The sequence below is a fragment of the Paenibacillus rhizoryzae genome (assembly GCF_059686995.1).
The window spans coordinates 321741-336293 of sequence record NZ_JCAALT010000002.1; the positions used below are offsets into that span (position 1 = coordinate 321741).

The window sequence follows — 14553 nt, forward strand, 5'->3', positions numbered from 1 at the left end:
TCAATTTTTAAGACGTCAACGACAATGTTGACGTCTTCTCTCTAGCGACATACAACTATGCTTTATGGGGCAGATCCTTTGAAGCTGCTTCGATTTCACCGAATGCCCAGAAACTAGCCGGCACGTCAGACCATGTTGCTGCAACTGCACCGGTTATTTTACTGCGACCCAAGAAATGATTGATCATCGTAACTGCTTCTGCGCGAGTGAGCGAGTTCAGCGGACGGAATGTTCCATCCTCGTAGCCCTTAATAATGCCTTTGGCATAGACCAGTTCGATGGACGTACGTGCCCAGCTTGTCGCGATATCTTTGAACGTACTTGCTGCCGACGTATCTGCCGAGCCTAGCAATTTCGCGATAATCGCTGCCATTTCTGCACGTGTAATGTTTTGACCACCGTGGAAGGTGCCATCGTTATAACCTTTCATGAGGCCCATCTTCGTGACGGTAGAGATCGCATTCTTCGCCCAATAGCTGTTATTAACATCGGAGTACGCAATATCTGCACCTTTTGCTTCGACTGGAGCGATTTGCGCGATAATCGTCGCTACTTCGGCACGCGTGATTTGAGCATTCGGACGGAAAGTACCGTCTTCATAGCCATGCACGAAAGCTTTCTGAACGGTTCCTTCGGCGAGGTAGTTGTCTACGCCCGGAATCTTCACGATGGAGAATGTACTGAATTTAGTTACTTTGAACGATAGACCCTGCTGGCCGGACTTGTCGTATTGGACAACCGTACCGTGGACGAGCTCTTTCGTTCCGTCACCATGCTCAATATAGATCGCGATGTCATTCAGATCATCCCCGTTCAAATCTCCAAGCGGCAATACAAGAGTTACAGGCTGTCCCTCAAGATTGGTTGCAATTTCGACAGGCTTGCCGATGACTTTCAATTCATTGCCGCCTGCAACTAGTTGTACCACTGCCTGTTTAGCTGCATTTTTCTCGAATCCGGCCGTATCTTGTACCGGATTAATCGTGAATTGTACATCTGCCTTCGCGCTGTTCAAGGATGTACTCGGAATTTGCACTTGGACTTTAGTCGTATTGATCGCTACATTAGCCTTTGCGTCTGCCAGCTTCTTCACTGCAGCGCTTGGAAGCGTTACGGATTGGCTGGACACTTTGTCCTTCTCATCCGTTAATGCAATTTCCACGGATTTCTTACCTGCAGTCAATGCTTTCGCTGCATCTTCAGCAGACAGAACCGCATCGTCCTTGATCGTTCCATCCGGCAGCGTCGTGCGTGTATTTGTCGCGTCGCCCGCACGCCCAGTCACTTTAGTTTCGCCGTTGCCGACAAATCCACCACCACCACCGCTAGGCGGTGTTACTGGATCCGGTTGTTTGATCAGGTCTAACGTTACCGCTAATACTTGCTCGTCGGATGCCGGTTGCAAAGCTGTTTCTTTAACGCGAACCTTAACTTCATCACCTTCAGCAACATCCGTAATTTCAACCGAAGTCCCTGATATGGCTGTGTAGGTGCCGTCATTTAACGAATATTCCAATTCACTCGAAACGCCATTTAACTTCGTGGAGCCCGTGGTAGACCCAACTTCCAGTGCGGCATTCGGTGCTGCTGCAGGCTTAATGTTTGACAATCCGACTACGAGTTCTTGCGCATCCGATGCAGGCTGCCCGCTTGTTTGTGCCACTCGCGCAAAGATATGATCGCCCGCGTTAACTGGAATCTCAACAGTTGTTCCTGCGATTGGCGTGTAGGTGCCGCCGTTCCCTACTTTGTACTCCATCCCAGTCGTTACGCCGATCAGCGTAGTTGTCCCACCTGTAGTTCCTAGTTGAAGAGCTCCTGTTGCAGGCGCTGCAGCAGCCTTAATATCAGCTAATCCCACCGTCAATGTTTGCACGGGCGAAGCAGGCGCGTCTTCGGTTGCAGGTATGTAGACTTGGATCGTATTGCCGGCATGGACCGGAATATCGATTGAAGTCACGCCTTCAGCAATGGCTTGGTATTCTCCATTCTCAACAGCATACTGCATCGATTCATTTACGCCGCTCAGCTTCGTTGTGCCTGCCGTGGAGCCCGGCGATAACGTAGTAGACGGAGCGCCAACCGGTTTAATATTGGCAAGCTCAACAGTTAACGTCTGCTCGCTTGATGCCAGGTGATCTACCGTTGCATCCACGTAAACCTTAATGGTATCGCCGACTTTAACGGCAATGTTATCGATTGAAGTCACACCGTCTGCAATGCTTTCATAAGCTTCACCGTTAACGGAGTACTTCATCGTTGCATCTACGCCGCTAAGCTTCGTCGTTCCGGCCGCGGTGCCTTGCGATAGCGCTGCAGCTGGTGCATCAGCCGGCCCCATCTCCGCAAGCGTTCTTGCCACTGCGGTCAGGTTAAATGTTTTGGAATCGGGAGTTGCGGTGCCTCTAGTAATCGTCGCCGTTAAGGTAACCGATTTGTCGCCTTGAGACGGTTTTGGACGAACTATCGTACCGTCAGTTGCCATAACCGTTGGATCACTGGATGTCCAAACAATTGCAGATCCATCGACGCCGCTGGTTGGCAGCGATACGTTGCTCTTTACTGCGAATGGCGTTTCATCCGTACGGTAGCCAACTGATAAATTGAATTTATCAAAGGCAACCGCATACGCATCAGTAACTGCTGCTGCGCTGACTTTGTTGATCACAGTACCGAAATCATTGGTATATACGCCATCCAGACTCTGTGAATCCAAACTAAGTACCGTTTTCATTCCGTTATTCGATAGGGTAGGGTTGGTTGGGGTCTTACTTGCAAGCGCGCCAAGATGATCGAATTTATAAACCGCATTATTCGCCATCAAATAGACGTTGCCTGAAACATCGCTTGAAACAACCGGCATCTTGAAAGGCCCGGCAACCGGCAATGATGCTTTCATTGCATCTGTCAGTGTTCCGTCCGTTAGGCCGGTAGTAGTATCGCAAACTAAGAAATAACCATTATCCGATGTAACATAAAGTTTTCCGTTATTAACGGCAATCTCATTTGCTTTGCTTAGAGTCGTTCCAGCTCCCAAATAGTCGCTGCCATCATAAGCAAACCCGGCATCAAGCGTTCCATCCGGATTAAACCTTTTGATGCTTGTACCTCCAAAATTGATGTAAAAGTACCCTGCTCCATCCACTGCCAGAGCTTGCGTAACGGCCTGATCGCTATCTTCTAGGCCTAAGTTAATCGGATCGCCTATAGCTGCAGAAGTAAGCAAGTCATATTTCATCGCATAGTTCGTCGCTGCTCCGAATTCTTCTGTACTAGCTACTTTATAAATGCCGTATAGCGTGTTGCCTACAACAACAATATTTTTAAGACCGATGTCATTAATTGGATATCTCTTCACGAAATTTCCATTGCCGTCGTACTTCTTGACAACCGTATTGGAAGTTCCCGCGCCGGTAAACCAATCAAAAACCGACGCCACATCGACAACATACATGTTTCCGGCCGCGTCAAAGGTTACGTCAGTGGCACTCGAGTACTTATTATTCGGACTAGTCCCGCCCCAGCCATATTGCTGAACCCCGTTGTAGTTCGCTGCTTTCACGGTAACCTCGAAGGTTCTCGTTTCCGAAACGGCATTCTTCGTAATCAATGCTGTCAAATGCACCACTTGATCTACTGATCTAGGACGGTTGACGTTACCATTCTGATTATTAAAATCACTTGCGCCATACATCTTTATATAAGTAGGATTATCTGTCGTCCATACGATCGTTGAGCCCAACGCTCCCGTAGCCGGCAGCAGTAGATTTTGTGTAACGGCAGTGATATCAATAGGAGCATTCGAAACATATTGAAGCGCCAGTGCCGCTGCATCCGAGGCAACTGCATCTGCATCCGTAACAACAGCCAAAGGATTCACTACAACTGCCGCCGCCGCATGCTGTGGAATCGATCCAACTACAGGTCCTAACAGCAGAAGTGCTGCCAGAGAGCTCTGCATCACTTTATTTCTTACTTGAATCATGGAGATCAGCTCTCATTCTGTGAATTTTTGTTTGTATTTAAACAATCGATGAATCATGATCATACCGAACATATTCCTCCGCCTGCTTGTCCAACGAAGCTGATGCGAGTCTCCCTTCGCTAACTATTTAAATGTTAATGTATTGTAAGGCTTATTCTAATAGGAGCTTTTGTTGGAGTAAATCGGGGGAATTACGCGATAAATCATCCGATAACTGTAAAATTCATCCACTATTTCACGTTAAAATTCAGGCAATTCCATTTCATGAAGCGTTGATTCACTCCGCTTGACCCATGATCAAAATGGGGGGAATCGACATGTTTATCATTAATAAAAGTGTTAATCCCCTCACTTTCGACAGATTAATATTGAAAACATTCTCGAATTTTCATAGATTTAAGCAAAAAAAAGAAGCAGCTCCTCAATTTCTTGAGAAGCTGCTCCTTATACCTCATTAAGCGAATAAATTTGATTCCTTGCGCAGCCAGACGACCATATCGCCAACCTCGCGGTTGGCCCAAGCAAAGTATGGGACGGCAGTAAAGGTTACCTTCGTATACTTGGAGCCGCCGGAACGATATAGCGTTTGATCCCATTCCTCGTTAGAACGGACCGCAGCCTGTCCTTGCAGCATCACAACCGGTATACCGTTAACCTCCCGCATATCCGACTTGTACTGCGGCTCGCGCAGAACCGTCATATCGAATAGATTAAAATCATTGTCCGCCGCTTCCAAGCAGTACACGACGGGTCCGCGCATTAGGGCAACCTTGCCTGCACCTTCCGCTACGAGCGGGTTCGCCTCCAGCTCGACAACCGGCATCGGGAAGGTGAGCGTTACGCTGCCTCCCTCAATCAAGCTTGCCGGGATATACAAGTAGCCATGCTTCAGTTCGATTCCAGAAGCCAGCGTGTCCGTATCGAATACTATATCCCCGTTGATCGCGGCGCTCGGGTTCGTGCACCACCCAGGCATCCGGAATGCGATCATGGCATGGGGCGTTTGCTCGGCATCCACATGAACAGCCACCGTTTCCGACCAAGGATAATTTGTCGTTTGCGTGACCGGCATCGTACCGGAAGTCAGCTTGATATCAGCCTTGCTCTGTACATATTGACTGATGTACAGCGTATCCTTCTCCGTCGCATAGATGTACTCTCCAAGTGAAGCGATGAACCTGAAGATGTTAGGCGGGCAGCAGGAGCATTCGAATACACGCTCGCGACGATAATGCGGGAACAGATTCCGTGTATCATGGATACCTTTCAGAAAATCATTATGCGCCGGGGCAGACTGCAGCGCATTATCATAGAAGAAAGCCCCTCCGTCAAGCGACAGCCCCGCCAGAGCACCGTTATACATTTGGCGTTCAATGATATCCGCATAGCGTGCATCAGGGTGGATCGAGAACAACCGCTGCGCAAAGAACGCCATTGCGATCGAGGCACATGTCTCCGCGTAGGAGTCTGCGTTTGGAAGAATATAAGCCGCACCGATCGCCTCACCGAAGCGTTCCCCGCTCACGCCGCCGGTAACGTACATTTTGCGAAGTGTAGCATCATCCCACAGCCGCAAGCACGCTTCGTACAGCTCTTGATCGTTGTACTCCCTGGCAAGGTCGGCCATCGAAGAGTAGAAATACATCGCTCTTACCGCATGACCTGCAGCTGCCGGGAGTTGACGCGCCGGCGCGTCATCCTGCGCATACGTATCGTTATATAATAATTGGCTGTTAAGCGGCGGGCTAGCCGGCCAAGTTCCGTTCTTCACGGAGAAAATACGATCATGCGCCTGCGTACCGCGGATATCAACGAAATGCTTCGAGAGCTCCAAATAACGATCTTCTCCTGTAGCCTGCCACAACCGTACAAGTGCCAATTCGATCTCTTGGTGACCCGGTGCCGAATATTTAGCTGTTCCTTCAAGCTTAAACGCTTTTTCAATAAAATCCGCAAAACGTGTCATAATGTTCAGAAAGCGCTTACTGCCCGTTGAGTAAAAGTGAGCAACAGCCGCTTCCATCATATGGCCCGCTGTATAGAGCTCATGCGCGGTTCGGTCATTGAAACGATTCACCGGTTCACATGTCAAAAAATACGAATTGAAATAACCATCTTCGTCTTGTCCCTGCTCGATATAGTCAATTACCGTTTCCAGCTTCTTGCTAATCTCTTCATCCGGATGGTAATACAAAATATACGCCGCGCCTTCCATCCATTTGGCCACATCGGAATCCCAGAAAATATGCGGTTTATTGTCCATTCCTTCTTGCCAATCCAGACGCATGGCATTAATTCTGCCTGTCTCGTAGAAGCGGTCATACACCGCATTAACCGTAGAACGGGCATTGGTTTGCTGCCACTTGCCCCAAAAGCCTTCTTCCAACGAAACATCTTTCCAAGTTACCTGTGCAATGTTATGCATGCCAATCTTTCATTCCCTTCTGCCTTTTTCCAATGTATACATACAGCAAATCCTAAATTTCGACATGAAGAAGTTATTTCCTTCCAAACACACAAAAAAACAGCCTCGAATTTCTCCGGAGGCTGCACATGTTAAACAGGTACAAAATAATAGGGATTCCCTTCGCATTCCAGATACTCTGCTACAAGCTGCCCCTTCACCTGCTCGATGAAATAGATCGGATCTGCAATGTAAACCGTCCCGGATGCCGCAATTTCGTTGATCTTGCATTGAATCTGTTCCATCACCCGCTCCGGGATAAAATACTCTCCTTCAGCGCAGATCTTCGCTTTAATCCAACAGGTGCTGCAGGCTTGGGATTGAAGCTCCTGCAGCTTTGCTATCGCTTTAAAATTGCGGGTATCCAGATAAAAATCAATTAGTGCCTCATTCAAGACTGTTGATGCAGCATCCTGCTGAATAAAGATCTTGCTGCCGCTGGGCGAATGCTCCCTCATAATGACTCCCTCGCATCACAACTATAATGGTAGGCCTTCCACACTATTCCATTTGAACTATCACACTTCCATATATATCACAATTTTTAGGATAATTCTACTATATATTCGCATGGGAATGTCCCGATTCACAAAATAAAACAACGCGCACCGATAACGTATCGATACGCGTTGTTCGTTAGTAGAAGGATCTACATATAAATTTCAATCACATTCCCATCGGAACGCAATCCCGCAAGCAGCGTCTCTCTGCTAATCCGTACTCCGCCTTGACGGTAACGGTTCGCTGTCGGTTGCAGAGAAGCCTCCGCTCCGTTAAGCGTTACCCGGCGTTCAGCGCCGCCATCCAGATGATAGATGAATCGGATCGGCTGATCCATTAGCCGGAACTCAAACTGCAGCCCGTTCAGATGCTTCGGCAGCACAGGGTCGATGACGAGATCGCCGCCCTCTTGGCGAATGCCCAGACAGTTCGAGATGAGCTGGTTCATGTAGATTCCCGGGCCGCTGGAGTACACTCTCCATCCGCCCTTCACTTGAACCTTGCCTTGTCTGAGCTCTTCGAATCGCTCCTGCGCCTCGTAACGGTCGCCGAATTTGCCGTCGGAGCTGCTGAAGTAGGCATTGCTTTGGCGAATTTCCGCATTTGGCACTACGTCGCGCAGCCCAACCGGATTAATCATCTGCAGACCTTTCCACGCCTCATCCTGGAATCCAAGCTTAGCCATCGCCTCGACAAACCGAATATGCGCATGCACATATTGCAAGCCGATTTCCCGGCCGAAGTTGGAAGCCTGCTCTGCACGTTTGAAGCGCGCGCTAACGCCGCCGGTATAGGCAGCCGGTTTGTTCATCAGCCGTACGCCATCCGGGAAATACAGCTTTTCCTTAATGATGTCGTAATGGGCATAAGCTTGCTCCTTGGTGAGCAGCTCGCCGATCATACTTCTAGTCATCGGCAGCAGCCGGTACTGGATGCCTGTCTCGTTCTCATCCGGATGGATCATCAGTTTCACTTGTTCCGGATTCTCCATATACAAGAAGCCCGGAATCGTACCTGTCGGCAGCATGTAGCGATTAAAATCGGCTTGAATGCCCGATGCCAGCACACTAAGCTCTTCCGATAATTCCTTATTGTAATCTGCGAGCGCCGCAGCCAGTTGTTTCATCACTTGATAGGTCAAGGATACGGTCCAGCTGCTGACCAGATATTTCTTCAGCTGCGCATTAGCCGGCTGCAAGGTGTCATCCCAATCGCCATCGCCATAAGAAGACAAGCTCGTACCATGCAGGAAGTGATCTTTAATATAATTGATTTCTTTGAGCACATGCCCAAGCAGCGTATCCGTTTGTTCCGTAAACTCAAATGTATGCCGATCCGTGTACGGGATTTGTTCTTCAAGAATGCTGTAGTCCTTGGTCACGTTCAAATAATCGCCTATAACCTTCAGCGGCCAAACAATAATGTCGCCGTGGCTTTCTTCCGATTGCACTTTGGTGTACTTGTCGTACATAAACCACTGCGGCCAGTTGCCCGTATCCTCATATTGATGGGAGAACACCGTTTGAAGAATCGTCCGAACGACGTCATACTTCTGCGTGGCCATGAAATATTCTACCGGCCCCTGACATACGTCACGCGAGCCCCAAGCAGCCCCGCCATATTGCTCAAGACCATGCGGCGTAGAGAAATGGACGAGCATGTTGTGGGTATACCACCAAGCGAGCGTGTTCACTTTACCGAGCTCGCTCGACGCTGTCTCATCCGTTATGGAAAGGTGGAAGCCATTCATGACTTTAAAGTAAAAATCACGGTAACGACCCGCTTCTTCTTCCGAATTGCGGTTCACAAAAGGCAGCTCTTCCCCATTCAAAAGTCCTTGAATCGTTAAGCTCCAACCGGCGGCAGCATCGACTTGCAGCACAACGAGTGATGCATCGCCGGCCTGAACATTGTCAGCCAGCAGCCGCTCATCGCCAACACTCATCGAAGCGCCTGCAAGCTTCATACGGTAGCATAGCTCAGGATAAACGGAACGGCTATATGATCGATCATCCGCGCGGAAAGTAAGGACATCGCCTTCTTGCTCCATTCGGAACGGAACTTCGTATTCATTATTATCCATTGTCACTTGGTTCGTCACCAAATAACGATACGATGTGCCGCTTTCGGAAACGACCTGCAGCTGGACCTCCGGCGTATCCACCGTCGTAAAGCTCGTCACGACGATCTGATCCTCCGGCAATTTATAAACCCACTTGGCATAGTTGAATCCAATCTCGTAGGCGGATGGCAATGCCAGAAGACGATAGCTCCCTTCGACTTCGACATAGATGCGTTGACCGGATGTCTTCATCATATTGAGCGCGTTTCGAGCGTTGGACATCATTTTGTTAAAGGACGTATTGCCTACGACGATATGCGAATTGAAGATGCCGTACATGAAAGAAGTCGTTGCCAGAACCCGCTCGTTGATCCGATCGTTATTGCCAGTCATCATAATATGACCATGAGGACGTTCTACGCGAAGCTCCTTTTCCTTAAGCACCACATGCTCGTGAGTAGATGTAAAGAAGGACAGCAGTGTCTCTCCGTCCCACTCTTCCTGTTGACGCGTAGGATAACGCTGCTCGATTTCGGCTGTGGTCAATGATGCGGACCTAAGCGGCTGTCCGATATTCGACTGAAGTGAAACCTTCTCCAGCTCTTGAACCGTTTCCAGCGGCGACTGTGAATCTGCCCACGCCCAAGCTTCCGCAACCTCATCGCCATATTCGAGTGAGGCAACCGCATCGGCATGATTGTCTTTATACAAACCATAGAACACGACTCGCGCAGAACCGTTCAATTGTATCCGATCCGATTGCAGGGCCGCATAGGCAAACTCGTATTGGTAGACTTCGTTCGCCAATGACGGCTGTAGCAGTCCTGCCGCTTCGTTGCTTTCTTTGTAAGACAATCCGAAGAGCTGGAATCCATCCGTGGAGTAGCCAATCGCGCCTGTCAGCGCACCTTGCTGCAAATAAGGGAATTTCCCTTGCTGCGGTTGGTTCTGTCTGGAGCAAATGACGTAGCCTTTGCTCGTGTCTTCGAACACGGAATGACCGATATACTGTGAGACGTAAGCTTCATTAGAACGGACGGCGCCTCGATTGGCGATGCCGATATCTTGTCCATATACAAGATCTGCTTGAACGCCGTCACCGGTTAAGGCAATATCCCAGAACCAGATGCCGCGATCCGATAACCGGAAAATGACCTTGTAGGATACGCCCTTCGCCGAGCCTTCCCAAACGGCAGCATGCTCGGAGTAAGCAAAGCGGCTTTGGGATCGTACGCCGAGCAGTGGAAGAACCTCCGCAATCGATCCATCTTCGGCGATTAGCCTCAGATATAAATTGTTAAACGATCCGTCGATCGCATTCGAGAGTACTTGATTGAGAAGTACATCCCCGTGTGAAGCTTGGTAGAGATCGCCGCTGTTCAAAAAAGTAAACTGCAGGCCTCCCCCACTCAATGAGATTTTGGATAGAGATTTGCTCGTTTCAGCTGAGTTGTTCACGTTAGCCCACTCTCATTTCATTTTATTCATTTGGTGAAACGTATCACCACCTATATAATACCATGTTTGACCCCCTATTCGCATGATCGAATTTACAAAAAAAGGGGAAGCGACGTGATTACGTCACTTCTCCTTTAAGTTCTACCTGCAATCCATTATGCTCGTTCTCAAGAAGCTCATAAAATTCGGCTACGCGATTAAGTACGCCATCCGGTACAGATTCTGCCAAAGCAGAAAAAACAGAAAACCCGTAACTCCTTATGCTGCAAGGAATTACGGGTTTTCTTGGGATGCGGTCGGAGGGATTTGAACCCTCACGCCTTGTGAGCGCCACCCCCTCAAGATGGTGTGTCTGCCGTTCCACCACGACCGCGAAGTGATATGTGAATTTCCATATCGAATGAGGTAAAAGTGAGCCATGTAGGACTCGAACCTACGACACCCTGATTAAAAGTCAGGTGCTCTACCAACTGAGCTAATGGCTCTTAAATGGTGACCCGTAGGGGACTCGAACCCCTGTTACCTCCGTGAAAGGGAGGTGTCTTAACCACTTGACCAACGGGCCTAATACTCGTCGTTTTTCGACATGCTTTTCAAACGACAAGTGTTATTATATCTAAACCGTTCAGCAATAGCAAGCATTTTTTTCATTTAATTTCACTGATTATGTTTTACAATTATGCCCAAAACCATTCATTACGCTGTGCATCGATACCATCCCCTAAAACTCTACTAACTATTCCATATTAGCTTGTTTTTCTTTCGCACATCTGAGTACACTAGTACTAATAAGGGAGGAGAAACAAATTGACCACCACTACTGTAAATATGGAAATAGGAATTAGCACGTTCTTAGAAGCAACAAATGATCTTACAACCGGTAAAGCCGTTAACCATGCGGAGAGACTGCGACATGCGGTTGAAGAAATCGTTCTCGCCGATCAAGTTGGACTGGATGTCTATGGGGTTGGGGAGCATCACCGCTCGGATTACGCAGGCTCCGCGCCGGCTATCGTACTTGCAGCTGCCGCTGCGATGACCAAACGCATCCGTCTCACAAGCGCCGTGACCGTTCTATCCTCGGACGATCCTGTCCGTGTCTATCAAGCCTTCTCCACTCTAGACGGCATTTCAAACGGACGTGCTGAAATTATGGCCGGCCGCGGTTCGTTTATCGAATCGTTCCCGCTCTTCGGTTACGACCTGCACGATTATGATGAATTGTTCGAAGAGAAGCTGGAGCTGCTGCTCGCAATTCGCGCCTCAGAGAAGGTAAGCTGGCGCGGCGGCCATCGCCCGGCTATTCAAAACCTTGGCGTCTACCCTCGCTCGGTTCAAGAACCGCTGCCGGTGTGGATTGCGAGCGGCGGCAATCCGGAATCCGCGGTCAGGGCCGGTATGCTCGGATTGCCAATTGCATTTGCAATCATCGGCGGTATGCCCGAGAGCTTCGCTCCATTAGTGAATCTCTATAAAGAAGCGGCAGCTCGCGCAGGCCATGATCCGGCTGCTTTGCAAATCGCGACTCATTCACATGGCTTTGTCAGCGACACAACGGAACAAGCCGCTGATGCTTTCTTCCTCCCGACCCAAGCCCAAATGAACGTCATTGGGCGTGAGCGCGGCTGGACCCAGCCTTACAGCCGTGCCACTTTCGATGCGGCGCGCAGCCTCCGCGGGGCTCTCTACGTAGGCGATCCCGAATATGTCGCAGAGAAAATCATTCTGCTGCGCAAGAACTTAGGCGTGACGCGTTTCTTCCTTCATGTGAACGTCGGAACAATGCCGCATAAGGAAACACTTCATGCGATCGAGCTGCTTGGTACCAAAGTAGCGCCAATCGTGCGCAAAGAGCTTGCTCGTTTGGAAGCATAACAATGAACCAACAAGAGCGTGCCTATTCTCGTAAGCGACTTCTTCGAGAAAGGGCAACGCTCTTTATTCTTCACTAATAGGTTGTAATGTAACCTCGTCGTCTTCAATGAACTGCACATGATAGATTTCCGTGACTGCATCCAGATTTAGAGCCCCATAGAGATGCGGGAATGGTTGATTCATTTCATATAAGTCTTCATATATAAGTTCGGCCTCCGCAACCGTTTCATCAATCTCAAGTAGAAGCAAATCTTCCTCCCCTTTAAACAGCATGCCGGCCAGCAAATTGATTTGAGACTGCGTGCAGCAGTGTATAAATCCATCAGTAGCGATCGTCTGCGGCACATATTTATTAAGCTCTCTGGCCGCCTTCCATTCATGCTTATGGATAAAATGATAAATCATCTCGTACTCTCCTTCATCGCAATGCGCTATTTAAACAGAAGAAAAACCCTTGAAGATTCAAGGGTTTTTCTAGGGAATGCGGTCGGAGGGATTTGAACCCTCACGCCTTGTGAGCGCCACCCCCTCAAGATGGTGTGTCTGCCGTTCCACCACGACCGCGAAGTGATATGCAATTGTCCATATCGAGAATGAAGATGGTGACCCGTAGGGGACTCGAACCCCTGTTACCTCCGTGAAAGGGAGGTGTCTTAACCACTTGACCAACGGGCCTCTTGTTGCAAGCTCCCTCTCGCTGCTAACGAGATTGGAGAATTGAATGTCCACTAATAAGTGCGTTCCATTCAGAAAAAATGGCGGAGAGAGAGGGATTCGAACCCTCGCACCACTTACGCAGTCTAACCCCTTAGCAGAGGGTCCCCTTGAGCCACTTGGGTATCTCTCCAAAAGAAATGGCTCCCCGAACAGGACTCGAACCTGTGACAACTCGATTAACAGTCGAGTGCTCTACCAACTGAGCTATCAGGGAATAGTAATGAGTGACAAGAAATAATGTATCATGTCTGAGAATTGAAGTCAAGCCTATAAAGCAACAAAATTCCGCGGCATTTTCCGCATGCATAGCGGCGCGGATCGGTCTTTCTTTTGCGCAAATATTCAGTCCCGCAGCTGCGGCAAACAAGCTTAAATCGATAGGGTTCCTGCTTGCGTTTGACCCCTTCCGGCAGAGATTTGCAGAATCGCGTCCCGCCTACTTTGGCGAGCAGCTGCTTGAAATCCGCATCTCGATGCTGGTATCCCCGCTTCAATATATGCAAATGATAATGGCATAGCTCATGCTTGATGATCTTCTCGGTTTCCTCTTCGCCATAATTGGTCAATTGATGAGGGCTGATCTCGATATTGTGCGACTTCGTAAAATAGCGTCCTCCCGTAGACTTCAATCTACCGTTGAAGGTTGCTTGGTGCCTGAAAGGAATTCCGAAATATTGCAGGGAAACCCGTTCGACCCATTCTTGTAGCTGATTATCCTGCATCTGATGTGCTCCCTTGAATTTGTACCCCATAATACTTGAATTTTAAAGGATGAATACGCTACACTGTCAAGTAGTAAAGATGATTGGTTTGAGTAGACCTTGGTCTGCTCAGCATTCATCTAGATGATTGGTTTATTGAGGGGGAGAAACTGTCATGCCAGAAATGCGTTATATCATAATGAAAAACGGACAAGATGTCTCGTTCGTAGAAATGCCTGCCTCGCATGCGTATCAATTAAGCGCGCTTAATTTGCGCCTGCATAAAGAAATCGACAAGCTCACCGCTGCCGAAGTGCCGGTACTGCCTTATGCGATTGCAGAATGTGCAGATGTCGAGCTTCACGACAAATCCGTTGTCATCCACTCCGGGCTTGACTACATGAATCAGCTGGAGAAAGATTTCTCGTCCGTTGAAGAGAAATCCTACCCGCTCATCTCGCTGCTCACCGAAATTCGCGCGTTGCAGGCTCAATTAGAGCAGTGGTACGAGGAAGAACTCGACATTTAAGCTTCCGAATCGCGTGTTTTTGCAAAAACTTGAACATTCGCGCTAGTTGGACATGCACGGACATTCGCCCACTTCCATACACTTATTAGTACAACAAGTGATGGCTGGAAGGAGGGCGAAGCTATGCCGCAATGGCTGTGCAATCAACTGATGCGCGCTTTTCTGAAGAAAGACCACAGGCAAATTCGTCTATTGAACGATTGCTGGTATTTCTACCGTACGAGTCAACGGCCTGATGAGGATTCTGCGAGCTTGTAAGCG

9 protein-coding genes and 7 tRNA genes are annotated in these 14553 nt (G+C 48.9%); 3 read left to right on the forward strand and 13 right to left on the reverse strand.

All coding sequences use genetic code 11. From position 1 onward, the window contains the following. Positions 1–55 precede the first annotated feature (55 nt). From AC6ESO_RS06745 to AC6ESO_RS06775, 7 genes are all read right to left on the reverse strand, one after another. A complete protein-coding gene (locus tag AC6ESO_RS06745; RefSeq protein WP_497090702.1) occupies positions 56–3985 on the reverse strand; it encodes an immunoglobulin-like domain-containing protein in 3930 nt (1309 codons plus the stop codon). Positions 3986–4439: 454 nt separating this feature from the next. After that, positions 4440–6410, reverse strand: a complete 1971-nt coding sequence (locus AC6ESO_RS06750) for a glycoside hydrolase family 127 protein (protein WP_497090703.1) — start codon at positions 6408–6410, stop codon at positions 4440–4442. Positions 6411–6541: 131 nt separating this feature from the next. Then, positions 6542–6907: a hypothetical protein gene (locus AC6ESO_RS06755; protein ID WP_497090704.1), complete on the reverse strand. Its 366-nt coding sequence runs from the start codon at positions 6905–6907 to the stop codon at positions 6542–6544. A gap of 191 nt (positions 6908–7098) precedes the next feature. Further along, positions 7099–10470, reverse strand: coding sequence for a GH36-type glycosyl hydrolase domain-containing protein (locus tag AC6ESO_RS06760; RefSeq protein ID WP_497090705.1), 3372 nt, complete (start codon positions 10468–10470; stop codon positions 7099–7101). Positions 10471–10761: 291 nt separating this feature from the next. Then, positions 10762–10843, reverse strand: a tRNA-Leu gene (locus tag AC6ESO_RS06765). Between the two features lie 39 nt (positions 10844–10882). After that, positions 10883–10955 (reverse strand) — tRNA-Lys (locus tag AC6ESO_RS06770). A gap of 5 nt (positions 10956–10960) precedes the next feature. Then, positions 10961–11035: transfer RNA gene (locus AC6ESO_RS06775), tRNA-Glu, on the reverse strand. 263 nt (positions 11036–11298) lie between these two features. Here AC6ESO_RS06775 and AC6ESO_RS06780 point away from each other — a divergent pair. Continuing rightward, positions 11299–12345: an LLM class flavin-dependent oxidoreductase gene (locus tag AC6ESO_RS06780; protein ID WP_497091068.1), complete on the forward strand. Its 1047-nt coding sequence runs from the start codon at positions 11299–11301 to the stop codon at positions 12343–12345. A gap of 63 nt (positions 12346–12408) precedes the next feature. Here the strand turns inward: AC6ESO_RS06780 and AC6ESO_RS06785 are convergent, their stop codons facing one another. From AC6ESO_RS06785 to AC6ESO_RS06810, 6 genes are all read right to left on the reverse strand, one after another. Continuing rightward, positions 12409–12750, reverse strand: coding sequence for a DUF952 domain-containing protein (locus AC6ESO_RS06785; RefSeq protein WP_497090706.1), 342 nt, complete (start codon positions 12748–12750; stop codon positions 12409–12411). Positions 12751–12827: 77 nt separating this feature from the next. Then, positions 12828–12909 (reverse strand) — tRNA-Leu (locus AC6ESO_RS06790). Positions 12910–12945: 36 nt separating this feature from the next. Then, positions 12946–13020 (reverse strand) — tRNA-Glu (locus tag AC6ESO_RS06795). 81 nt (positions 13021–13101) lie between these two features. After that, positions 13102–13192: transfer RNA gene (locus AC6ESO_RS06800), tRNA-Ser, on the reverse strand. Between the two features lie 8 nt (positions 13193–13200). Next, positions 13201–13276 (reverse strand) — tRNA-Asn (locus AC6ESO_RS06805). 28 nt (positions 13277–13304) lie between these two features. Beyond that, positions 13305–13784 (reverse strand): SprT family protein, encoded by a 480-nt coding sequence (locus tag AC6ESO_RS06810; protein ID WP_497090707.1) that lies wholly within the window; start codon positions 13782–13784, stop codon positions 13305–13307. A gap of 154 nt (positions 13785–13938) precedes the next feature. Here AC6ESO_RS06810 and AC6ESO_RS06815 point away from each other — a divergent pair, with 154 nt between their 5' ends. Then, positions 13939–14292, forward strand: a complete 354-nt coding sequence (locus AC6ESO_RS06815; RefSeq protein WP_497090708.1) for a hydrolase/acyltransferase — start codon at positions 13939–13941, stop codon at positions 14290–14292. 123 nt (positions 14293–14415) lie between these two features. After that, the gene (gene cmpA / locus AC6ESO_RS06820; RefSeq protein WP_090984639.1) at positions 14416–14550 is read left to right on the forward strand and encodes a cortex morphogenetic protein CmpA; all 135 of its coding nucleotides are present in this window, start codon (positions 14416–14418) and stop codon (positions 14548–14550) included. Positions 14551–14553: the final 3 nt, after the last annotated feature.